The following is a 21938-nucleotide window of genomic DNA, read 5'->3' as shown; positions in this document are numbered from 1 at the left end:
TTATTTACCTCCGCTGGCCTTGTCTTGGCGTTTACGGGCGGCGAACGCCGCACCGACACCGATGACCGCGCCAGCCGCAACGCCGGCTGCAAGAATTTGACCGCCGCCCCACTCGCCGGTGGACAACGGCTTGTAGAAACTGCCCTTGTCCCAGAAATCCGGCTCGGAACAGCCGAGACACCCGTGACCGGATTCGATCGGGAAGCTCACACCACCGTTCCATTTCGTGGTGGCGCAGGAGTTGTACGTGGTCGGTCCTTTGCAGCCCAGCTCATACAGGCACCAACCGTTGCGCGCACCCTCGTCGTCGAAGCTCTTGGCGAACTTGCCCTGATCGTAGAAAGGCCGGCGGTAACAGCGGTCGTGGATGGTGTCGCCGAAGAACACCTTGGGCCGTCCCAATTCGTCGAGGTCGGGAATGGTGCCAAGCGTCAGCACATGCGCGATCACGCCGGTCATGACTGTCGCAATCGGCGGACAGCCCGGGATATTGATAATGGGTTTGTCCTTGATAATGTCAGACACCGCGACCGCGCCCGTCGGATTGGGGTTGGCCTTGGGAATGCCGCCGTAGGCAGCGCAGGTGCCGACCGAAAGAATCGCCATCGCACCCTTGGCGGTGTCAACCAGCATGTCGTAGTTGCTGATACCGGCGATGGTGGAATAGTACTCCGTGTCTTTGGCCGGCACCGAACCGTCCACGACCAGCAGGTATTTGCCGGCGTTTTCCTTCATCGCCTGCTCACGCGCATGCTCGGCCGCCGTGCCCGAGGCGGCCATCAGCGTATGGTGGTAGTCCAGCGAGATGGCATCAAAAATGAGGCTCTCAATCGTCGGCGAGTGCGAGCGCGTGATGGATTCGGTGCAGCCGGTGCATTCCTGGAACGACAGCCAGATTACCGACTGGCGCCTGAGCTTGGCCAGCTTTTCCGCCATTTCCGCGGCCATGGACGGCGGCAGCGCCATGAGAGAAGCCATGGAGGCGCAGAACTTGAGAAAGGTTCGGCGACTGATTCCCTGTTGCACGAGTTTTTCACCCAGAGTCATATTATCCGGCATGGTCATCTCCTTCCGTCATTGGCGCTGACTGCAATAGGCGTGAACGTAATGTTTCCACCGCCGCGCGGGCGTCGGCGGGATGTGTCTTGAGTATTTCGGGCAGATAGGTCACTTCGATGAATTGCGCGGTCACCTCGCCGTCGGCATTCTGGTGCGTGACCCACCACACGCCGTGAATCGCCGTCTCGCGCGCCAGCGTCGGGCCGAGCACGTTGACTGTGGCGCTGACCTCGCCCTCACCGAGAACCTCGAGAAGCTTTTCATAATCGTCCGGGAGCATGGGCAAGCTGCGCAGATCGATGCTGGCGGATTTGCCCGTGGTCACGAGATCGCTCAGCAGGACCTCGATCTCGTGCAGTAATGGCAGGGCGTTGCCATGGCTCAGCGCCGGGACAAACGGCATACCTTCGGTGGCGATGGGAATACCTTTAATATGATTCATGCGCGTTCGCCGCCTCCGTGTCTTCCTGCCGTCTGAAATATTCCGCTGTCGACGGCCGGCGGCCACTCGCGGCCGGTCGCATCCCCGCTTCGCGGGGTCCCGGCTCCCTGCTCGGACCGCCCCTCTCTCTGCCATCTGTTGACGAGATCCATGGCCATGTCGCACACCAGCGGAATGGCGCGCGCGACGGCGTCGGTCGGTGCGTCCGACCAGTCGAGATATTCGGGTTGAATGCCGATGAGTGCGCGACGTGCCGGCAGCGACTCCGCCAGAATGGCGATCGCCATCAGGTCCATGAGGCTGACTTCGTGAACGCTGCTCTTGCGATTGCTGCCGAGAAAACGATCCATGTCTTCTCCCTCGAATACGCGCACCGTGCCAGGCTTGTCTTTCAGCTGGGCAGCATCGATGACGATGAGGTTTTCAGCATCTTCGATAGAACCGGCAAGCGTGAAACTCAGGGTGCCGCCGTCGAGGAATTCGACATGGGTGAGATTGGCATGCTTCTCTTGCAGGGCGCGCACCGCGTAAACACCGGCGCCCTCGTCGCCCAGCAACGTATTGCCCAGTCCCAGAACGAGCGTTCTGGTTTTCACTGGCAATTCAGGCATAGCGCCCACGTCGGTCTAACCCCTGACGATTCGCTTGAGTTTTCCTTGAACTTGCAGCCGCGCCCCCGTCAGGCGCATTATTAAGCAAGCTGCAAAATGAACAATTCACCCTGTATCCGTACTGGTGTTGTTGTTGATTGCGCGCTGCATTTGTAACCCATGGAATATTAGCGTTTATTGATACAGGTCAAAATCCATTGGTTTTTTCACGCTAGGATCAAATCGCGAGGCGGATCAACCAACTGCTGAGCCCTATCAAGCCCATGCATGAACTGTCAGTTTGTCAGGCCCTGATCAGCCAGGTCGAAGACATCGCCCGACAGCACCAAGCCGAAGGCATTCGTCATATCATTGTGCGTATCGGCCCGCTTTCCGGTGTTGAACCGGAACTATTAATACAGGCGTTTCCATTGGCCAGCGCCGGCACGGTGGCGCAAGATTCACAATTGATTATTGAACGGCTGCCGATTCGCGTGCACTGCGAGAGTTGCGGCGCGGACACCGATGCCGAATTGAACAAGCTGGTGTGCGGTGCCTGCGGTGACTGGCATACAAAGCTGCTAAGCGGCGATGAAATGCTGTTGGCAAGCGTGGAGCTCGCGAAGACGGAGAACAGTTATGTGTGAAACCTGCGGCTGCAACATTACACCGGGCAACGAACATCTGGCGCGCCAGAAGAATTCACAGGGCCAGGATGCCGTCACGGTCCTGAAGAATCTGCTGGGTGCCAACGATCAGGTGGCGTCGCACAATCGAGAACATTTCGATCTGCATGGCGTGCTGGCGCTAAATCTGATGTCCTCACCGGGTTCGGGCAAGACGCTGCTGCTGGAAGCCACCATCGAAGCGCTCAAGCATAAATTCCGCATCGCCGTCATCGAGGGCGATCTCGAAACCGAAAATGACGCCGCGCGCATCCGCGCCAAGGGCGTGCCGGCGGTACAGATCACCACCGGTTCCGCCTGCCATCTCGACGCGCACATGGTCCACGATGCCTTGCATCATATGAAGCTCGCAGATATCGACATCCTGTTCATCGAGAACGTCGGCAACCTGGTGTGCCCTGCCAGTTTCGATCTGGGCCAGCATCGCAACATCACTCTGCTATCGGTCACCGAAGGCGACGACAAGCCGGCCAAATACCCCGTGATGTTCCGCGCCGCCGATCTCGTGCTGCTCACCAAAACCGATCTGTTGCCGGCCCTGGACGATTTCGATCCCGACCGCGCCGAACATTACCTGCGTCAGCTCGCCAACCCGGCCCCGGTATTGCGTCTGTCAGCGAAAACAAAGGATGGCCTCGACGCCTGGTTTGACTGGCTGCGGCAGGAACTCCTCACACAACGGCAACGCGCACGGCATGGACAAAGCCTGCGCCCGGCAATCCAGTCCGATGGCGCCCGGATGCATGCGGAAATGGCGGCGCATCATTCCAGCCCAGCGACTTCCGAAAAGCATCCCCGCTATCGGGAAGCCTGAGCGCGTCGCTGGTCTGCACAGCGTCGCGATCCTCTCTCATGCCCAAGCGCAATACGCCACAACAGATGCTTCATCCCGACGCCCCGCGTCAGGCACTGCGCCTGACGATCAGCGGGCGCGTGCAGGGCGTGGGGTTTCGACCGTATGTCTATCGCCTGGCACATCGATTCGACCTGCGTGGCTGGGTACGCAACGAAGCCGGCACGGTCGAGATATGGGTGGAAGGCGCGCTGGTAGCGCTGGAAACGTTCGAGCAAGCCTTGCTGCTACAGGCGCCGCCACTGGCACGACCGCGCTTGGCGTCGCGCTCATCCGCAGAACCACAAGCCTTCGAAACCTTCAAGATTCTTCCCAGCCGTGAAGGCGCCCCGGCGCGCATCCACGTGCCGCCAGATTATTTCGCCTGTGACGATTGCCTGGGCGAGTTGCGCGACCCGGTCAACCGACGTTATCGCCATCCGTTCATCAACTGCACCCAATGCGGACCACGCTACACGTTCATCGGCAAGCTTCCCTACGACCGTCACAACACGACCATGGCGGCGTATGCGATGTGCCCGGAGTGCCGACGCGAATACGAAAACCCGCTTGACCGGCGGTTTCATGCCGAACCCATCGCCTGCCCCGCCTGCGGACCACGATTAAGTTTCGCTTTGCCTGCTGCGGAAGCCTTTCCCAAAAGTTTCCCCCCCTCCCCTCGCGGGAGGGGGTTAGGGGGAGGGGGAGATCAAACTGGACAAGAAACTGAATTTTCCGGGGACATTTCTCACCCCCACCCTAACCCTCCCCCGTCAAGGGGGAGGGAACTGAACCAAAACATTACTGATGTGGTGACACGCGACAATGCCGCCGCCTTGGCGCAGGCGGTGGCCGCACTGCGTGCCGGCAAGATTATTGCCGTCAAAGGCATTGGTGGTTATCACCTTATGTGCGACGCACGCAATGACATTGCTATCGCACGACTGCGCGCAAAAAAACCGCGTCCGCACAAACCCCTCGCCGTGATGTATCCCGCGCGCGGCGCGGACGACCTGGAAGCAGTGCGTGCGGTGGCGGAATTGACGCCGGAACATGAACAATGGCTGCGCGATCCCGTGCGCCCGATCGTGCTGGTGAACAAAATAATCCACGCACCGCTGTCGCAACGTATTGCGCCAGGATTGCGCGAAGTCGGCATCATGCTGCCTTACAGCCCGCTGCATCACCTGCTGCTGGACGAGTTCGACGGACCGCTGGTGGCGACCTCGGGTAACATCAGCGGTGAACCGGTGCTGACGGAAAACGATGACGTCAACCAGCGTCTGGCCCATGTCGCGGAAGGGTTTCTGCATCACGACCGCCCGATCCAGCGCCCGGCGGACGATCCGGTCTATCGAGTGATCGCCGGCTTCGCACGCCCGTTGCGTCATGGACGCGGCACTGCACCGCTGGAGCTGACGCTGCCGTTCATACTGGAGAAACCAGTGCTCGCCGTCGGCGGCCACATGAAAAACACCGTCGCACTCGCCTGGGGTGATCGCGTTATCGTTTCACCCCACATCGGCGACCTCGACGCACCGCGCAGCCTCAGCGTGTTCGAGCAGGTGATCGCCGATCTGCAAAACCTTTACGACGTGCGCGCCCGGTCCATCGTGTGCGATGCGCATCCGGTATATGTCAGCTCGCGCTGGGCGCGGCGCGCTGGCCTGCCGGTCACACCGGTGCTGCATCATTACGCGCATGCTTCGGCCCTCGCCGGCGAACATGCGGATGTGAATAACTGGCTGGTATTCGCGTGGGATGGCGTCGGTTACGGCGCCGATGGCACGCTTTGGGGCGGCGAAACCCTGCTGGGATCGCCCGGACACTGGCAACGCGCCGGCAGTCTGCGGCCATTCTATCTGCCCGGTGGCGAGAAGGCCGGGCGTGAACCCTGGCGCTCGGCGCTGTCGCTGTGCTGGGAGGCCGGGATCGAATGGAAGCAATGTCCCGAAGACCCGATGCTGGCGCATCACGCCTGGCGGCGGCGCCTGAACTGCCCGCAAACGACATCGGCCGGAAGGCTATTCGATGCCGCGGCGGCTCTGACCGGGCTGCATTTCCGATCGAGCTATGAAGGTCAGGGACCGATGCTGCTGGAAGCCGCCTGCACCGATGACAGTGCGCTGGCGATTCCCCTGCCCATGGCAAAAAACCGGCAGGGGTTTTGGGAGACCGACTGGGCGCCACTCCTGCCTTATCTGATGAATTCAAAACTCACCGTCAGCGAACGCGCCGATGGTTTTCATGCCAGCCTGGTGCGGGCGATGGTGGCGCAAGCCATTGCGCTGCGCGAGGAACACGGCGAGCTGGCCGTGGGTCTTACTGGCGGCGTGTTCCAGAACCGTGTGCTGACGGAACGCACCCTGGCGGCGCTGCGGGAAAACGGATTCGACGTGCGCCTCATGCACCAAGTCCCGTGCAATGACGCCGGCATCAGCTTTGGCCAGATCTTTGAGATGGGAAGCAGGCCCGCATGAACGCCAAACCCGACATCCTCGGCGTGAAACATATTGCGCTGGCACACGGTAACGGCGGGCGCCTGATGCGCGAACTGATCGAACAGGTATTTGCACGCCATCTGGCCAACCCGCTGCTGGACGTACAGGCCGACGCGGTACCGCTACCGACACCGGACGGCGAACTCATGATCACCACGGACGGCTTCACGGTGCAACCACTGGAGTTTCCCGGCGGCGATATCGGCTCACTGGCGGTACACGGAACGGTTAACGATCTCGCGGTGGCGGGAGCGACGCCGCTGTATCTCTCGCTCAACGCCTTTATCGAAGAAGGGCTGGAAGTCGCGCTGCTTGAACGCGTCATTGAAAGTCTCGGGCGCACGGCCAAAGAGGCCGGCGCACGCGTGGCCGCCGGCGACACCAAGGTGGTGCCACGCGGCGAAGGCGGCGGGCTGTACCTCGCCACTACCGGTGTCGGTGTCAGGAAGAAAGGCCTTAAGCTCGACATGAAGCAAATACGCGATGGCGATGCCATTCTCGTCAGTGGACCGGTGGGCGACCACGGCATCGCGGTGATGCTGGCGCGCGAACAATTTGGCATGCGCGGCGATTTGAAATCCGATTGCGCCAGCGTGTTGCCGCTGACACAGGCGCTGTTGTCATTCCCCGGACTGCGCTTCATGCGCGATCCCACGCGCGGCGGTTTGGCCATGATCGCGCATGAAATCCGCCGCGCTACGGGCATGGGTATCTATATGGATGAGACGGCCATCCCGGTACGCGAGATCGTTGAATCGGTGTGCGAATTGCTCGGCTACGATCCGCTATACCTCGCCTGCGAAGGCCGGGTAGTGGCCGTGGTCGCGCCCGATCAGGCGCAGGCCGCGCTGGCTACCTGGCGTGCTCTGCCACAAGGGCAGGACGCGGCCCTGATCGGCAAGGTCGATAAAAGCAAACGTTTTGTGGAAATGCAAACCGCGCTCGGAGGTGAGCGCATGCTGGATGAATTGGAAGACGACCCGCTGCCGCGAATTTGTTAGCGCGCCGCCGTTACGGCGCGCCTGACAGGCGAGCTAAAAAGTACCGAGCGTAACCTTGAGCTGGAAGAACAGAATCGGCACCATCTTGGGGTCGACCTTGGGGATAAAGGTCATGTTGACCGCGACCCGCGACGTACCCAGCGACACCACCGGCAGAATGCCCGGGAACAGGTCGCCATCCTTGAAGCCTTTGCGTTTCATAAGGAAGGCAATTCCGCCGGCATCGAAATGCATCGAGGTCTTGCCCCACTCAAAATTGGTGCGGTGCAAAAATCCGCCACCGAAATAATAAGACGTGTTTTTATTCGAGTCCTTGAATTCCGAGGCCGTGACGAATGGCACCCATTTTTCCTGAACCGGCGCCATGTCGTACTGAAAACCCACGCCCCAGTTGTTTTCGTTGTAGGTGACACCCGGCTGGCTATCGAGATGGATCGCCTTGCCGTTCAACAGCACACTAAAATCATCGGCGTAGGCGGGAACAGCGAAGAAACACATCAAAAACAGTGTGATAATCGAGGTCCGTACACATCGTCCAGCAGTCAGTCCGTTTTCCATTGCCCTTACTCTCCAGGTTATGCACTGGATCTAAAGCAATGAACGTGCCAGCCACGGCAAGGCTTGAAAACAGGCATATTTAAGGGAATTCCGCGCCCAGGCGCGGGGACGGACGGTAGATCAGGGCGACGCTTTCAGGACAGCGGTGACGAACCGGGACAAACCGGTCTATTTCTTCCCTCCGGGCGGAGGAAACTTGTAATAACGGCGGTTGAGATAATCCACGACTTCGACGACTTCCTCCTCGCTCCAGCTGAGTTTCTCTTCCCCCGACCAGCGCCGGACCCAGCCCTCCAGCGCCTTCAGCGAATCCGCGCGGCGGTTCTCGCGCACGTGCAGGACGCTGGCGTGGCAGCGCGTGCAGTGGTTTTCATACAGCATCCGGCCGCGCGAAACTGCTTCGGCCGACGGACCGGATGGCTTGGCCGGCGCTTGCGCCGGCACGGGTAATTCCGGAGCAACGGGAATTTCTTCCCGTACCGCCGTCATCGCCGGCAGGGACACCAGCGCAAAAACAAGTATCAGAATAAACCTTGGTGTGTTCACAAATTTCAGGGCGCCTTGAAGATCGCCAATACAAACAGGATCCACGCCGCGATAAACGACAGGCCGCCGAACGGCGTCACCATCCCCAGCCAACGCATACAGCCCACGCTCAATAGATAAAGACTCCCGGAAAACAGAATAATTCCCACCAGCATCAGCCACCCGGCCCATTTCAGATATGCCGAGTCAACTATTTGTGTTGCCACAATCCCAATGACCAGCAGCCCCAGCGCGTGAAACAAATGGTAATGCACCCCGGTCTGGTACACCGCCAGCATCTCCGCCGTCATGCGCGTCTTCAACCCATGCGCCCCGAACGCGCCGAGCATGACCACGAGTGCGGCATTGATGCCGCCCAAAATTAAGAATAGTCTTGCGGTTGCGGCCATTTGGAGTGTCGATTGAACTTAACGTCACCCATCAGACGCACCGCTTTTTGGCGTCGGCTGGATGGGTTTGTTAGATGTGTTATTTCCATTTTTACTTCCAGCTTCTGGCGGGACTTTGATTACGCCAACAGCGCTAGCTATAACAATAATTAGCAAGAATGACGTAACACCTATTTGAGCCAATAAGATGATATCGCAGTAAATACAACTATGATAATTATAGCTTCCGATCGGACCTATCGTTACAACTGTCCTAGCATTTGAATAAATCGCATCTAGTATTGAGTTTGTTTTGTAACAACCAATTACTAACTGGGCTATGGAGAAAAATAGAACTAATTCGAGTAAATTAATAAGAAATCCAGCCAAACTTCTTTTGTAAGAGTGTACTTCATCAGTAATTGTAAAAATCCAATTAACAAGAAATATTGTTATTTCAAGTGGTCTATATAGTGAAATGAAAACTAAAATGGCAACAGCCCATATTGAAACAATTGGTAAATTCGGCGCAACAAAAATAAGCAGAACTAGCGCAAACAAAACTGCGCAAATCTGATATAACTCAGATGCCCATGGCGCAGTTTTGATTTTATTGATATCCGAATCTGGATTTAGTGTTTTTCGAACATACCGCTTAAAATGGTAGTTAAGACTAAAAACCTGTAACCAAGAAACCAAATTTTTTATATACGTACGATAAATCCCGTCCGGTATCTTATTGTGTATCGAGTTGATTAATCCCATACTAGATTTCCATTTCACATCTAACGCTGCGCGTGAGCGGCGAGCGGAGGCGGCGCGAAGCGCCGACGTAGCGAGTCCGACTCCACGCGCTTGTTAGGCTTGTTCGATTTGCTACGCATACGGACCAAAGGGTTCAATGGGTTTGAAGGCACCGGTCTTTGTCATGTTTCGCTTCAGGTCAAACTGTGCAAGAGCTTCTACAACATCTAAGTTCTGTAGATTGTCAAAATTTATGCGGGACCATGAAGCCCGGTCTACGCGCACCGAATAAAGATACTCATCCTTTACATGGCCAGTTCCTCGATCCGGGCGTTGCGAATATGCGGAGAGCACTACTTCCTGTGCGTTGGGTAAAGCACTAAAAGTTTCTCCGATAATTCTGAACCCGATGCCGTGTACATGACGCATGTACAGTCGTTGAATCTGTGCGGCTGACATTTCCTTTACGGACAGCTTGTAGCCTCGCTGGGGGGCCGAAGCGGTTTTGCTCGGCATGTCCTCTAACTCCGGGAGATCAACATCAACAAACAATTTTTTTCCGTTATCAAGAATCTCCGTTGATACAATTGTCTCGCGTGGCCAAACAATGCTCTGTAAGTTCTCTTCCAAGAAGTTTTCCATCATCTCCACATTGGAGTAGATACCTCGTTCGATTACATCCTTACGACGTTTCTCGGCTTCATCGAACTGTCGCTTAGCCGCTTGCCATTTTTCTAGGGCTTCCTCGAATTGACGACCTCTTTCTTGGTTTTCTCTTTCTGTCTTTTCTCGTTTGGACTTGAAGAGCATGCCCATTAGCCCAGGCTTTTTTGGAACCGGCTTTGCTGGCGGAGATTCTGGAAACTCTTGTGGTTGATATTGGGGCTTTGCATTGGGGTTCGGAGTATGGACGTGCATTTCCCCAAGCGCTTCGATCTGTGCATTTATCTCATCACACTTCTTTTGAATGAGATCTCGTATTGCGTCGCCTTGTTGCTTTTTTGCCGCATTGATCAGATGTTCTGCGAGAGGGTTTCCATCTGCATCCCGGAAATACACCGTTCCATCATCTGTTACTCCGACAGTGACAGACATACTTGAGTAGGATGATGCGCGTGCGCGACTACCCGCACCGGAGCCTCCTATACGCTCCCGGGCGTAGAATCCTGTTCCGGGAATACCCGAGTTAAGGTATGTACCGCGCTTCCCAATGCCAACAGACGCGCCTCTAGGGCCGAGCGTCCAGCTTATGCCACTGCCGCTGAAGTTCATTCGGATACCGGGGGCGAGCTTTACTGACCTTCGAAAACGGAGCCCCATACTGTTTCCTCCCGACTCTATTGAAAGTCCTCGAACAAGCCTAACGCCAGAACTAACCCGCCGGCCCCAGACAAAACAAGCGAAGCGAGCCGCCCTGCTGGAATCCGGTCGGGTTGAGTGACGGGTTAGGTACCATTTTCGCTTCGCGACGTTAGCAGGAGATGTTCAAAAGGGCCTTTGCTGCTGTGCAGTTCAATGCGACCTCTATTGTCTTGCCTTCTTTGGCGTTGAATACAGTGAAGACAAGGTAATCGACGCCATCGCATTTCGCCCGAATCGAACCATCGGATCTGCGCGTGGCACTAGAGACGCGCTTACACTCTGGGAAGTTGTACTTGATGATCTTGGTAGCAACTGCTGTGGGATCGCCCTTCGGGGCGGCGCCGACAGCTGGCGCTGCGCTGACACTGGCCAAGGCTGTCGCCAGCAGCGTGGTTGTGGCGAGAATAGTAATAGATGCGAACCTCATAGAGAGTTCTCCCCAAGCGAATGTACGTGTCAATGGCACCTAACGATGATTAGACGACATATTGACTGTTATTAACGTTATACGACTCATGTTATCGAAGCTAACTCCGTCAAATCATGCGCTTGCACCTTGTCTGTGGGCAAGCGTTCCGGAGATAGGCTGCAAGATTGCAAGATAACATGCAAGAAACTGGCAAACCGCCGTATAACATGAATATGCCCGCAAAGAATTGAGGCGAATTTGCCAATCAATTCAAGCAATCCCGAGGGACAGTGAGGATGGCTCCCAATAACACTGCAACTGCCCCTCTGTCTCGTTCCCGGTCAAGGCATCCATCCCGTCACGGTAACCCCGGCAGGAAAAGGTGTTGCTCTTACCCCGTATGGCGCATCCGAGCACCGCGCACGGTGCGGGGAACCGCAAATAAATACGCCGCCGAAGGCGGCTCAACTGGGCGCGATAAATCGCGCCCCTACAAATTTAATTTCCCCTCATACAATTTCTTGTCCGCCTCACTAAAACAACACGCCATAATCTCATCAAATTTCTTCTCATGCTCCCTCATGATCATCACGGCAATCTTCGCCGCCTGATCTTTCGGAAACCCATACACCCCGGTACTGATACCCGGAAACGCGATGGACTTCACGTCATGCCCCAATGCCAGTTCAAGCGAGTGGCGGTAACAGTTCGCGAGCAGCGCGGGTTCGTTGTACTGGCCGCCGTGCCATACAGGGCCGACGGTATGAATGATCCACTTCGCGGGGAGTTTGTAACCGGGCGTGATCTTGGCCTCGCCAGTGGGGCAGCCACCGAGAGTGCGGCAATATTCTTTCAATTGCGGGCCGGCGGCGCGGTGGATGGCGCCGTCCACGCCCCCGCCGCCGAGCAGCGATTCATTGGCGGCGTTGACGATGGCGTCAACTTTCAGTGTCGTGATGTCGGCCTGGATGGCACGGATCATGGGAGCTTCCTCGGTAGCCCGCATGAAGCGAAACAGAATGCGGGAAATATTATTTTCCCGGATTCCATTTCATTTCATCCGGGCTACCCTGCTGTCTATTTTGATGGCTTTGGCGGGACGCCGGGTGGCGGCTGCATGAGCGCCGGCACATTCTGCAACGGCGATTCCGCGCGCGGTGGGGCCACTTTTTTCATCTTCCCGCTCTCGTCCGGTCGCGGGGCTGATTCGCGCGCATGCGGCGAGAGCTTTATCGCCTCACGTTTTGGCCGTTCGGCGCGCTTGCGCGAGTCTTCTTTCTTTTGCGCTTCGGCATTTTCCGGTATTGCCTTGTCGGCGGCACGCACCGGGACAATCATGAACATCACGGAAAGAATCAGAAGAAATTTGATGGCTTGCATGGTTCGTCTCCTGAAAAACAATAGACAGGATTAACAGGATTTCTCAGGATTCACAGGATTCACAGGATTCACAGGATTAAAGACTTGGGGGGATTATAATTTCTTAAAATTAAATCCTGTTTTAATCCTGTAAATCCTGTCCAATTTTATCTTTAACATAACCCAAAAAACTGGCGCCGGACACGATCGTTGTATCGACGGCGTGAACCGCACGACGTGCGCGCTATTTCACGACGCGCAAGCTGGGGCCCTTGCCCGGCGGCTTGCTGTCCGGCGGACTGCTCTCCGGATCGGGGTCCGGCTTGTCACCGGACGGCAATTCGGGAAACGTGATGCCCTGGTTGTTCTCGCGCGCGTAAATCGCGAGCACGGCGGGGTACGGGACTTCGACGGAAAAGCTGCGGCCACCGAAACGGGCCGAAAACCGCAGAGCCTCGGCGGCGAATTCGAATTGGCCCACGGCACTCGGGTTAATGTTCAGCACGATGCGGCCGTCCTGAATGTAATTCGTCGGGACCTTCACACCGGCAGCGGTGGCTTCCACCAGTACCTGCGGCGTGAAATTGTTGTCCACCGCCCAGTCGTAGACGGCGCGCAGAAGATAAAGCTTGATCGGGGTCATGCGCCGCGGGGCAGCGTGCGGGAACAAATCGGGCGCCGGGTCTGTCGCTTCACCGGGTAGAGGAGTGCATCGCCTTTTCCGCCTCGGTCAGCGACAACTTGAAGGATTTGCGCTGAAACAGTTTCGTGGCGTAATCGAGGATGGGCTTGGCCTGGCGCGGCAAATCGATGTTCCAGTGATCCAGCCGCCACAACAGCGGCGCGAGCGAGCAATCGACCAGCGAAAATTCATCGCCCAGCGCAAACGCCTGCTCCTTGAAGATCGGCGAGATCACCGTCAGCCCGTCGCGCAGCGTGTGGCGCGCGCGCGTGGCGGATTTCTTGTCGCCCCCGGTGATGTCATGGATCAGGCTGTACCAGTCGCGGTCAAAACGCACCAGCATGAGCCGGGCACGGGCGCGCGACACCGGGTCCACCGGCATCAGCGGCGGGTGTGGCAGGCGCTCATCGAGATATTCATTAATGATGTTGGATTCGTACAGCACCAGGTCGCGATCCACGATGGTCGGCACCTGGTTGTAGGGGTTGAGCTCGCCCAGCTCGCGCGGTTTTTTGGCGACGTCAACGTCCACTATCTGGCAGTCGATGTCCTTCTCGAACAGGACGATGCGTGTGCGCTGGCTCCAGGGATCGGACGTGCCCGAGTACAGCGTCATGATGGGCTTGCGCGCCGCGGGCGTGTTCATTGCATTTTTATCTATCATGTCTCTCCGGGGCGACTCACCGCCGCTGTCCGTGAATTGTTTTGCTGAATCAGTGGATGTCCTTCCAGTATTCCTTCTTGAGCAGATAGGCAAACACCAGGAATACCGCCAGGAAAATGAGCACGTAGATGCCGAGCTCGTAACGCACCAACTTGGCCGGCTCGCCAAGATAAACCAGGAAATTCGTCAGGTCGCGCATGGCGCGGTCGTAATCCTTCTTGTCCATGGTACCAACACGTTCCAGCTCGAGGCGCTCGAACACCTCGGCGCCGTGGGCGTCCTTCTTGAACACAGCGCGTTGATCGCCCTGCCACTCATACAGCACGTGGGGCATGGCCACGTGCGCGAACACCGTGTTGTTCCAGCCAGACGGCGACTTGTTGTCGCGATAGAAACTGCGCATGTAGGTGTAGACCCAGGCCGGCTTGCGCGAACGCGCGATCAACGACAGATCGGGTGGGGCCACTCCGAACCAGTCGCGCGCGTCTTCCCTGGGCATCACCGCCTTCATCAGGTCGCCCACCTTGTCGGCGGCAAACAGCAGATTGTCCTTGACCAGCTCGTCGCTGATGCCGAGATCGCGGCCCATGCGGTTGTAGCGCATGTAACTCGCGCTGTGACAGGACAGGCAGTAGTTGACAAAAATGCGCGCCCCACGTTGCAGCGAGGCCCTGTCGCTGAGATCGACATCGACGGGATCGCACTCGACCGTGCCGCAGGATTTATGTCCGCCCGACGCGAACACGCCGGCCGGCAGACCCAGGATGACCACCAACATCAGGAGCTTTTTCATTTCGAGGTCACCCTTTCCGGCACCGGCTTGGTCTTGTCATATTTGGTGTACCACGGCATCAGGAAGAAGAAAGCGAAGTACAGGACCGTGAAGCCCTGCACCCAGTACACGTTCTTGACCCAGAACAGGCTGATCACTTCCGGACTCTTGGTGCCCAGATATCCCAGAATGAAGAAGCTCACCACGAAAATGGCGAGGGCGGTTTTATATTTCCCGCCGCGGTAGCGGATGGATTTGACCGGGGAACGATCCAGCCAGGGTAGAAAGAAAAACACCACGATAGACAGCCCCATGAAGACCACGCCCCAGATTTTGGCGTCGACCCACAGGAAGTTATACACGTTGGCGCGCAGAATCGAGTAAAAGGGGGTGAAGTACCACAGCGGCACGATCTCCGTGGGCGTCTGCAGGATGTTGGCCGGCACGAAGTTGTCGGGTTCGAGGAACCAGCCCCACAGCTCCGGCGCGAAGAACATCACGGCCGAGAACAGCATGAGAAACACCGTCACGCCGACGATATCCTTCACCGTGTAATAGGGATGGAACGGGATGCCGTCGAGCGGGTGGCCGTCCGGCCCCTTCTTTTTCTTGATCTCGACGCCGTCCGGGTTGTTCGAGCCGACCTTGTGCAGGGCCACGATGTGCACAAACACCAGCGCCACCAGGACCAGCGGGATGGCAATGACATGGAACGCGAAGAAGCGGTTGAGCGTTGCGTCAGCCACCACGAAGTCACCACGTATCCATTCGGACAGTGTCGGGCCTATCACCGGGATGGCGTCAAACAGCGAGATGATCACCTGCGCGCCCCAGTAGGACATATTGCCCCACGGCAGCAGATAGCCCATGAAGGCCTCGGCCATGAGCGCGACGAAGATGACTACGCCGAACAGCCAGATGAGCTCGCGCGGTTTCTGGTACGAACCGTAGAGCATGGCGCGGAACATGTGCAGGTACACGACGATAAAGAAGAAAGAGGCGCCGGTGGAGTGCATGTAGCGGATCAGCCAGCCCCAGTCCACGTCGCGCATGATGTACTCGACGGAGGCGAACGCCAGCTGCGTGTCCGGCTTGTAATGCATGGTGAGGAAAATACCGGTGACGATCTGCATCACCAACACCAGCAGCGCCAGCGACCCGAAGTAATACCAGAAATTGAAATTCTTGGGCGCGTAGTATTCGGCGAGATGCTCTTTCCAGACTTTGGTCAGAGGGAAACGGTCGTCAATCCAGGTCAGCAGCTTTTCCATTACGCGGCTCCTTTCTGGTCAGCGCCAATGATAATGCGCGTGTCGGAGAGATAGCCATGTGGTGGCACCACCAGATTGGTGGGCGCCGGGACGTTCTTGAAAACGCGACCGGCGAGATCGAACTTGGAACCGTGGCAGGGGCAGAAAAACCCGCCCTTCCAGTCGTCACCGAGACCCGAGGCAATACCGGCGTCGAGACGCCTGTCGGGCGAACAGCCCAGATGCGTGCAGATACCGACCAGCACGAGGATTTCCGGCTTGATGGAGCGCGCCCCGTTTTGCGCATAAGAAGGTTGCTGGTCGACGACTTTGGACCCCGGATCGGCCAGAAGCGGTTCAGCTTCGGGAAGTGACTTCAGCATGGCTGGCGTACGGCGCAGGATCCACACCGGCTTGCCCTGCCACTCGACCGTGAGCAACTGGCCGGACTCGAGCTTGCTGATATCGACCTCGACCGGCGCGCCGGCGGCCCTGGCGCGCGCGCTCGGGAACATGCTGAGGACGAAGGGGGTGAGCGCAAAGGCCGTTCCAACCACTCCTAATCCGCTGGTGATCGCCAGCAAGCGCCGGCGGCGCGGATTGACAACCTCTTCACCCATGAAACCCCCTCAATCTGGTAGAGCAGAAAATAAAAAATCACGCGCACTGGCGTAATTTTATAATGCGAATCAGCCAATTAATCGTTACGAGTCAGGCCCTGAAAACGGCGCATAGGATTATATATCATCCCTGCCGGAGTCAAGCGCTTAAATCAAATCGCGTACATTTTTTCCGAAGAAACCCCGATATCCGCCATATGGCCATGATGGAGCGCGCGGACCGGGACATCAGATAGAATCATCGCCCACCAATCCTGGTTTACGTATAGAACATGATTTCGCGCCATACCTTGTCTTACCTGACCCAAGCCATTGTCCTGGGGCTGGCCCTGGCCTTTGTCGTAATGTATTTCTGGCCACAGATCGCCGGGCAAGAAACCACGACCGTGGAAATCCGCCAGACCACACCCGAGACCTCGCCACGGCCGGCCGGCGGACCCTACTCCTATGCGACGGCGGTGGACAAGGCCTCACCTGCGGTGGTCAACATCAACACCGCCAAGGTGGTCACCGTTCGACCGCATCCGTTCTTCGATGACCCGGCATTCCGCCAGTTCTTCGGTGGCGGCAACAATCTGATCACACCGCGCAAGCGCGTCGAGACCAGCCTCGGCTCCGGCGTCATCATGAGCGAGCAGGGATACATCCTGACGAATCACCATGTCATTCAGGGCGCGGATGCGATTCAGGTATCTCTGCAGGACGGGCGCATGGTGCAGGCCAAGGTGGTGGGCAGCGATCCGGAAACGGATGTCGCGGTGCTGAAAATCGATCTCAAGATGCTGCCGGTGATGACGCTCGGTCACTCCGACAACCTGCGCGTCGGCGACGTGGTGCTGGCCATCGGCAATCCCTTCGGCGTGGGACAGACCGTGACCATGGGCATCGTCAGCGCCACCGGCCGCAACAAGCTCGGTATCAACACCTTTGAGAATTTTATTCAGACCGACGCCGCCATCAACCCGGGTAATTCGGGCGGCGCGCTGATCGACGCCGAGGGCCACCTGGTCGGCATCAACACCGCCATCTTCTCGCGCAGTGGCGGTAACCAGGGCATCGGTTTCGCCATACCCACCAGCCTCGCCCAGAATGTGATGGAAGAAATCATCGAACATGGCCGCCCGCGGCGCGGCTGGCTCGGCGTCGAGGCGCAATCGATTACCCCACAAATTGCACGTGCGCTCGAACTCAAGAATACCACCGGTGTGGTGGTGGTTGGCGTGGTGCGCGGTGGTCCCGCACATAACGCGGGCCTGCAACCGGGAGACGTGCTGATCGCCATCGATGGCAAAAGAATCATCGAGGCACGTGAGGCCCTGCTGATAATCTCCAGCCGCAAGCCCGGCAGTCGCGTAAAGATGGAAGTACTGCGCGAGGGAAAATCGATAATGCTGGAAGCCACGGCCATCGAGCGTCCGGCGCGCGCGGCAGTCACAAAATAACCTGCTCGTATGCTCCCCTGACGTTTACTGGCCTGAAAAAAACCTAATCCTGCTTGTTGAACTCGGCCTCGATCTCGTCTTCGGTCAGATTGCGCCGGCCACTGTCCACGGCGGCGTCAGCGGCGCGTTTCATCAAGCGCGCGACGAAAAGGCCGACCTCGAACAATATGATCATCGGGACAGCCAGAAAAAACTGCGAGAAAACATCCGGCGGCGTGATGACCGCGGCCACGATGAAGGCCCACAGGATCACGTAGGGCCGCTTCTGCCCCAGCGTGTCGGGGTTGATCACGCCCATGCGCGCCAGCAGGATCACCGCGATCGGCACCTCGAAGGCAATGCCGAAGGCAAAGAACATGGAAAACACGAAGTCCATGTAGGAACGGATGTCCGTCATCATAGTCACGCCCGGCGGGAGCGCATGCACGAAAAATCCGAACGCCATGGGGAATACCACGAAATAGGCGAAAGCCATGCCGCCGTAAAACAAAATGGTGCTAGACAGCAGCAGCGGGAACACCAGCCGCCGCTCGTGCTTGTACAGGCCCGGCGCCACAAAGGCCCACAGCTGATACAACAGGAAAGGAATCGTGATCACAATCGCCACGGCGAGCGTGAGCTTGATGGGCGTGAGGAACGGCGAGGCCACTTCGGTGGCGATCATGGTGGCGCCGGCCGGCAACACACCCATCAGCGGCTTGGCCACCACCGTGTACACTTCGCTCGCAAACGGAATCAATCCGAAGAACACCACGGCAATAGTAATCACCGAGTAGAGCAGGCGGTCGCGCAGCTCCAGCAGGTGCGAAATCAGGCTGCCTTCAGCGGCGCCGGGCTTTTCGGGCTTTGCCATGTTTTTTTCCCGTCCCAGATTTAGCGCGGGCACGGCTGCGCTTCGCATTTTCGAACGACGTGTGCGGCAATGCCGTTGTTTCCGGGGAATGAATCGTGGGACTGGAAGGCTCGGGCGTGATTTCCGTAAACCCCTTCACCAGCTCGCCCGATGTGTTCTGCATCATCCGGCGAGTGTCGTTCAGCTCCAGCTTGAGCTTGCGCAGTTCCGCCAGATCTTCGGAATTGACCTCGCGGTCGATATCCTGCTTGACGTCAGCGATGAAGCGCCGCAATTGCCCCATCCAGCGGCCGGCAGTGCGCGCCACCTCGGGCAGCCGCTTCGGGCCCAGCACGATTAACGCAATCAGGCCGACCGCCACCAGTTCGGAAAAGCCGATGTCAAACATCGCGCGTGACCGTGGCGGAGTACGGGACTAGCTCTTTTGTTTCTTCTTGGAAGTGACTTCCGCGTCAATCACACGGCCGGAGTTTTTCTTGATCTTTTTGGCCTGCTCATTCTCATCTGTCTCTGACGAAGAGTCGTCGCTGCCTTCCTTCATCGACTGCTTGAAGCTCTTGATGGCGCCACCGAGGTCGCCGCCAAGATTGCGCAGCTTCTTGGTGCCAAAAATCAGCAACACAATAACCAGGACGACTAACCAGTGCCAAATGCTGAATGTACCCATGCTATTTCTCCAGAAAAATTCCGTTCTTGCCTAGTGAAATCTATACGTGGATTGAGTGATCGGTCCCGGCGTTACTGACGCGTACGCGAGGCTTTTTCATCCAGACCAGACACGCCGAAACGCCGATCCAGCTCCGCCAGGATATCATCCGGCTTCAGTCCCGTTTGCGCAAGCATAATCAGCGTGTGAAACCACAAGTCGGCGGTCTCATGAATGATTTTGGCACGCTCACCGGTTTTAGCGGCGAGCACCGTTTCAGTCGCTTCCTCGCCAATCTTCTTGAGAATCGCGTCCAGCCCCTTGGCATACAAACCCGCGACATAGGAGCTTTGCGGGTCGGCCCCTTTGCGTGACTCCAGCACCGCGGCCAGTTTTTTCAGGACGTCAGACATGTCACTTCCTGCCATAAATTTCCTGTTCGCTCTTGATGACCGGCTCGACCGCCACCCAACGGTCACCCTGCAATTGCTGATAGAAACAACGCTCGCGTCCGGTGTGGCAGGCGATCCCGCCCTTCTGTTCGACAATCAGCAGCACGGCGTCGTTGTCACAGTCGAGGCGAACGTCTTTCACCGTCTGCACGTGCCCGGATTCCTCACCCTTGCGCCACAGCTTGCGGCGCGAGCGCGACCAGTACACTGTGCGCTTCTCCTGTGCTGTCGCCGCCAGCGCCTCGCGGTTCATCCACGCGAGCGTCAGCACTTTGCCGCTGCCGGCCTCCTGTGCAATGGCAGGGACCAGACCTTCAGCATTCCACTTCACCGCATCGAGCCAAGAATCGGTCATTATGATCACTCGCCGCAAGACAACAAAGGCTACTTTACCACGGGGAGCACGGGGAGAGTCATTTCGTATCAGACACAACCCCGTGTTCCCCGTGGTTTACTTTTTTTGATTTTTAGAGCCTTACTTCGATGCCGGCCGCGGCCATGCGCTGTTTGGCCTGCGCCACGGTGTATTCCCCGAAGTGGAAAATGCTGGCGGCCAGCACCGCATCGGCGTGACCGTGGGTGATGCCCGCGACGAGGTGATCGAGATTGCCAACACCACCGGAGGCGATCACGGGAATACTGACGGCATCGCACACGGCGCGTGTCAGCTTGAGGTCGAATCCATCCTTGGTGCCGTCGCGATCCATGCTCGTCAGCATGATCTCGCCGGCGCCGTATTCCGTCATTTTTCTGGCCCAGGCCAGCGCATCGAGGCCGGTCGCCTGGCGACCGCCGTGGGTGAAAACCTCCCACTTGTCCGGCCCCACCTGCTTGGCATCAATCGCCACCACAATGCATTGTGAACCGAAATGGTCCGTGGCTTCCCGGACGAATTCGGGACGGGACACCGCCGCGGTATTGATCGCCACCTTGTCGGCGCCGGCATTGAGCATACGGCGCACATCCTCGACCTTGCGGATGCCGCCGCCCACCGTGAGCGGAATGAAAACCTGGCTGGCCATGGCCTCCACCACATGCACCATGGTCTCGCGGTTGTCGGAGCTGGCGGTGATATCGAGGAAGGTCACTTCGTCCGCGCCTTGTTCATCGTAACGGCGCGCGACTTCGACCGGATCGCCGGCATCGCGGATGTCCACAAAACGCACGCCCTTCACGACGCGACCGTTGTCCACATCGAGGCAGGGAATGATTCTTTTTGCTAGGCCCATATGATTTTAAATTTCACCGCGGAATTCGCTAAGGGCGCAGAGAAAAACAGAATTTTATTCTCAATAACTCTGCGTGCTCTGCGCTCTCTGCGGTTAAGAATCCTTACTTAATTCGTCCGCGAGTTTCTGCGCGGCGGCGAAATCGAGCGTACCTTCATAAATGGCGCGACCGGTAATGGCGCCGACAATACCTGCTTCTCCCACTTCGCAAACCTTGCGAATGTCATCAATATTGGTAATGCCGCCAGAGGCAATGACCGGGATGGTAATGGCATTGGCCAGTTTTACCGTGGCCTCGATATTTACACCGGTCATCATGCCATCACGGCCGATATCGGTGTAGATAATCGCCTCGACACCATCGTCCTGGAATTTCTGGGCCAGATCGACCACATCATGCCCCGAGAGCTTGGACCAGCCGTCGATGGCGACCTTACCGTCCTTGGCATCGAGCCCAACAATAATGTGGCCGGGAAATTCCATGCATACGTCACTCACGAAATGCGGCGCGTTCACCGCCTTGGTGCCCAGAATCACGTAGCGTACGCCCATCTCGATATAGGCCTGAATGGTGTCCTCGTCGCGGATGCCGCCACCCACCTGCACCGGCACATCGGGGAAGGCGGACAAGATGGCCTGGATGACTGCGGCGTTTACCGGCTTGCCGGCCACGGCGCCATTGAGATCGACAATATGCAGGCGCCGCGCACCGGCCTCCACCCAACGTTTGGCCATTGCCACCGGGTCGTCGGAAAAAACCGTTTCATCGTTCATGCGTCCCTGACGCAAGCGCACGCATTTGCCGTCTTTGATATCAATCGCGGGAATGATCAGCACTGACTGGCTCCGGATAAATCCTGATTAGGGTATG

General features: G+C 57.6%; 28 protein-coding genes. 5 read left to right on the top strand and 23 right to left on the bottom strand.

Going from position 1 to position 21938, the window contains the following annotated elements; genetic code table 11:
• From NUV55_RS07885 to NUV55_RS07875, 3 genes are read right to left on the bottom strand one after another with little or no spacing between them, the layout of a single operon-like run.
• Positions 1-1059 (bottom strand): hydrogenase small subunit, encoded by a 1059-nt coding sequence (locus NUV55_RS07885; protein WP_296671822.1) that lies wholly within the window; start codon positions 1057-1059, stop codon positions 1-3.
• Positions 1049-1501: a hydrogenase expression/formation C-terminal domain-containing protein gene (locus NUV55_RS07880; protein WP_296671821.1), complete on the bottom strand. Its 453-nt coding sequence runs from the start codon at positions 1499-1501 to the stop codon at positions 1049-1051. The genes NUV55_RS07885 and NUV55_RS07880 overlap by 11 nt, the downstream gene beginning before the upstream one ends.
• Positions 1498-2097 carry a HyaD/HybD family hydrogenase maturation endopeptidase gene (locus tag NUV55_RS07875; protein ID WP_296671819.1) on the bottom strand — a complete coding sequence of 200 codons (600 nt, stop codon included), beginning with the start codon at positions 2095-2097 and terminating at the stop codon, positions 1498-1500. Before NUV55_RS07875 ends, NUV55_RS07880 begins: the two co-directional genes overlap by 4 nt.
• A 278-nt stretch (positions 2098-2375) precedes the next feature.
• On the opposite strand from NUV55_RS07875, the gene NUV55_RS07870 reads away from it, so the two are divergent.
• Genes NUV55_RS07870 through hypE form a run of 4 tightly spaced genes read left to right on the top strand, consistent with a single transcriptional unit; the run spans position 2376 to position 7111 of the window.
• Entirely contained in the window at positions 2376-2738 is a 363-nt protein-coding gene (locus NUV55_RS07870) for a hydrogenase maturation nickel metallochaperone HypA (protein ID WP_296671818.1), read from the top strand.
• Positions 2731-3591: a hydrogenase nickel incorporation protein HypB gene (gene hypB / locus NUV55_RS07865; RefSeq protein WP_296671816.1), complete on the top strand. Its 861-nt coding sequence runs from the start codon at positions 2731-2733 to the stop codon at positions 3589-3591. The genes NUV55_RS07870 and hypB overlap by 8 nt, the downstream gene beginning before the upstream one ends.
• A gap of 38 nt (positions 3592-3629) precedes the next feature.
• Positions 3630-6089 carry a carbamoyltransferase HypF gene (gene hypF, locus NUV55_RS07860; protein ID WP_296671814.1) on the top strand — a complete coding sequence of 820 codons (2460 nt, stop codon included), beginning with the start codon at positions 3630-3632 and terminating at the stop codon, positions 6087-6089.
• Entirely contained in the window at positions 6086-7111 is a 1026-nt protein-coding gene (hypE, locus tag NUV55_RS07855; protein ID WP_296671813.1) for a hydrogenase expression/formation protein HypE, read from the top strand. The genes hypF and hypE overlap by 4 nt, the downstream gene beginning before the upstream one ends.
• Positions 7112-7144: 33 nt before the next feature.
• Here hypE and NUV55_RS07850 read toward each other — a convergent pair whose 3' ends face one another.
• From NUV55_RS07850 to petA, 13 genes are all read right to left on the bottom strand, one after another.
• Positions 7145-7669 (bottom strand): hypothetical protein, encoded by a 525-nt coding sequence (locus tag NUV55_RS07850; protein WP_296671811.1) that lies wholly within the window; start codon positions 7667-7669, stop codon positions 7145-7147.
• A gap of 168 nt (positions 7670-7837) precedes the next feature.
• Entirely contained in the window at positions 7838-8215 is a 378-nt protein-coding gene (locus tag NUV55_RS07845; protein WP_296671810.1) for a hypothetical protein, read from the bottom strand.
• Between the two features lie 5 nt (positions 8216-8220).
• Entirely contained in the window at positions 8221-8574 is a 354-nt protein-coding gene (locus NUV55_RS07840) for a DUF423 domain-containing protein (protein ID WP_296671808.1), read from the bottom strand.
• 54 nt (positions 8575-8628) lie between these two features.
• Positions 8629-9348: a hypothetical protein gene (locus tag NUV55_RS07835; protein ID WP_296671807.1), complete on the bottom strand. Its 720-nt coding sequence runs from the start codon at positions 9346-9348 to the stop codon at positions 8629-8631.
• A 111-nt stretch (positions 9349-9459) separates the two neighbouring features.
• Positions 9460-10647 (bottom strand): DUF4236 domain-containing protein, encoded by a 1188-nt coding sequence (locus NUV55_RS07830; protein ID WP_367280376.1) that lies wholly within the window; start codon positions 10645-10647, stop codon positions 9460-9462.
• Positions 10648-10798: 151 nt separating this feature from the next.
• A complete protein-coding gene (locus tag NUV55_RS07825; RefSeq protein ID WP_296671804.1) occupies positions 10799-11116 on the bottom strand; it encodes a hypothetical protein in 318 nt (105 codons plus the stop codon).
• A gap of 472 nt (positions 11117-11588) precedes the next feature.
• The gene (locus NUV55_RS07820) at positions 11589-12080 is read right to left on the bottom strand and encodes an O-acetyl-ADP-ribose deacetylase (RefSeq protein ID WP_296671803.1); all 492 of its coding nucleotides are present in this window, start codon (positions 12078-12080) and stop codon (positions 11589-11591) included.
• A 95-nt stretch (positions 12081-12175) separates the two neighbouring features.
• Positions 12176-12478 carry a hypothetical protein gene (locus NUV55_RS07815; RefSeq protein ID WP_296671802.1) on the bottom strand — a complete coding sequence of 101 codons (303 nt, stop codon included), beginning with the start codon at positions 12476-12478 and terminating at the stop codon, positions 12176-12178.
• Between the two features lie 223 nt (positions 12479-12701).
• A complete protein-coding gene (locus NUV55_RS07810; protein WP_296671800.1) occupies positions 12702-13100 on the bottom strand; it encodes a ClpXP protease specificity-enhancing factor in 399 nt (132 codons plus the stop codon).
• 49 nt (positions 13101-13149) lie between these two features.
• Positions 13150-13758, bottom strand: a complete 609-nt coding sequence (locus tag NUV55_RS07805; protein ID WP_367280384.1) for a glutathione S-transferase N-terminal domain-containing protein — start codon at positions 13756-13758, stop codon at positions 13150-13152.
• A 94-nt stretch (positions 13759-13852) separates the two neighbouring features.
• Positions 13853-14596, bottom strand: a complete 744-nt coding sequence (locus NUV55_RS07800) for a cytochrome c1 (RefSeq protein ID WP_296671797.1) — start codon at positions 14594-14596, stop codon at positions 13853-13855.
• Entirely contained in the window at positions 14593-15846 is a 1254-nt protein-coding gene (locus NUV55_RS07795) for a cytochrome bc complex cytochrome b subunit (protein WP_296671796.1), read from the bottom strand. Before NUV55_RS07795 ends, NUV55_RS07800 begins: the two co-directional genes overlap by 4 nt.
• Positions 15846-16445 carry a ubiquinol-cytochrome c reductase iron-sulfur subunit gene (petA, locus tag NUV55_RS07790; RefSeq protein ID WP_296671795.1) on the bottom strand — a complete coding sequence of 200 codons (600 nt, stop codon included), beginning with the start codon at positions 16443-16445 and terminating at the stop codon, positions 15846-15848. Before petA ends, NUV55_RS07795 begins: the two co-directional genes overlap by 1 nt.
• Positions 16446-16717: 272 nt before the next feature.
• Between petA and NUV55_RS07785 the strand changes: the two genes are divergently transcribed.
• Complete coding sequence (locus NUV55_RS07785; protein ID WP_296671793.1) at positions 16718-17887, top strand: Do family serine endopeptidase; 1170 nt, start codon at positions 16718-16720, stop codon at positions 17885-17887.
• A 43-nt stretch (positions 17888-17930) separates the two neighbouring features.
• Here the strand turns inward: NUV55_RS07785 and tatC are convergent, their stop codons facing one another.
• The 7 genes from tatC to hisA all read right to left on the bottom strand — a co-directional run bounded on the left by tatC (position 17931) and on the right by hisA (position 21904).
• Positions 17931-18740, bottom strand: coding sequence for a twin-arginine translocase subunit TatC (gene tatC / locus NUV55_RS07780; RefSeq protein WP_367280375.1), 810 nt, complete (start codon positions 18738-18740; stop codon positions 17931-17933).
• Positions 18709-19128 (bottom strand): Sec-independent protein translocase protein TatB, encoded by a 420-nt coding sequence (gene tatB / locus NUV55_RS07775; protein WP_296671792.1) that lies wholly within the window; start codon positions 19126-19128, stop codon positions 18709-18711. The genes tatC and tatB overlap by 32 nt, the downstream gene beginning before the upstream one ends.
• Positions 19129-19155: 27 nt before the next feature.
• The gene (gene tatA, locus NUV55_RS07770) at positions 19156-19407 is read right to left on the bottom strand and encodes a Sec-independent protein translocase subunit TatA (protein ID WP_296671790.1); all 252 of its coding nucleotides are present in this window, start codon (positions 19405-19407) and stop codon (positions 19156-19158) included.
• A 71-nt stretch (positions 19408-19478) separates the two neighbouring features.
• Positions 19479-19799 (bottom strand): phosphoribosyl-ATP diphosphatase, encoded by a 321-nt coding sequence (locus NUV55_RS07765; RefSeq protein ID WP_296671789.1) that lies wholly within the window; start codon positions 19797-19799, stop codon positions 19479-19481.
• 1 nt (position 19800) lies between these two features.
• The gene (hisI, locus tag NUV55_RS07760; RefSeq protein ID WP_296671787.1) at positions 19801-20193 is read right to left on the bottom strand and encodes a phosphoribosyl-AMP cyclohydrolase; all 393 of its coding nucleotides are present in this window, start codon (positions 20191-20193) and stop codon (positions 19801-19803) included.
• A 112-nt stretch (positions 20194-20305) separates the two neighbouring features.
• Positions 20306-21067, bottom strand: a complete 762-nt coding sequence (gene hisF, locus NUV55_RS07755; RefSeq protein ID WP_296671786.1) for an imidazole glycerol phosphate synthase subunit HisF — start codon at positions 21065-21067, stop codon at positions 20306-20308.
• A gap of 93 nt (positions 21068-21160) precedes the next feature.
• Positions 21161-21904 (bottom strand): 1-(5-phosphoribosyl)-5-[(5-phosphoribosylamino)methylideneamino]imidazole-4-carboxamide isomerase, encoded by a 744-nt coding sequence (hisA, locus tag NUV55_RS07750; protein ID WP_296671784.1) that lies wholly within the window; start codon positions 21902-21904, stop codon positions 21161-21163.
• Positions 21905-21938: the final 34 nt, after the last annotated feature.

The sequence above is a fragment of the Sulfuricaulis sp. genome (genome assembly GCF_024653915.1).
In the GTDB taxonomy this organism is placed as follows: domain Bacteria; phylum Pseudomonadota; class Gammaproteobacteria; order Acidiferrobacterales; family Sulfurifustaceae; genus Sulfuricaulis.
Note: the sequence above shows the minus strand (reverse complement) of the source record. Positions and strands in the feature narration are given on the sequence as shown.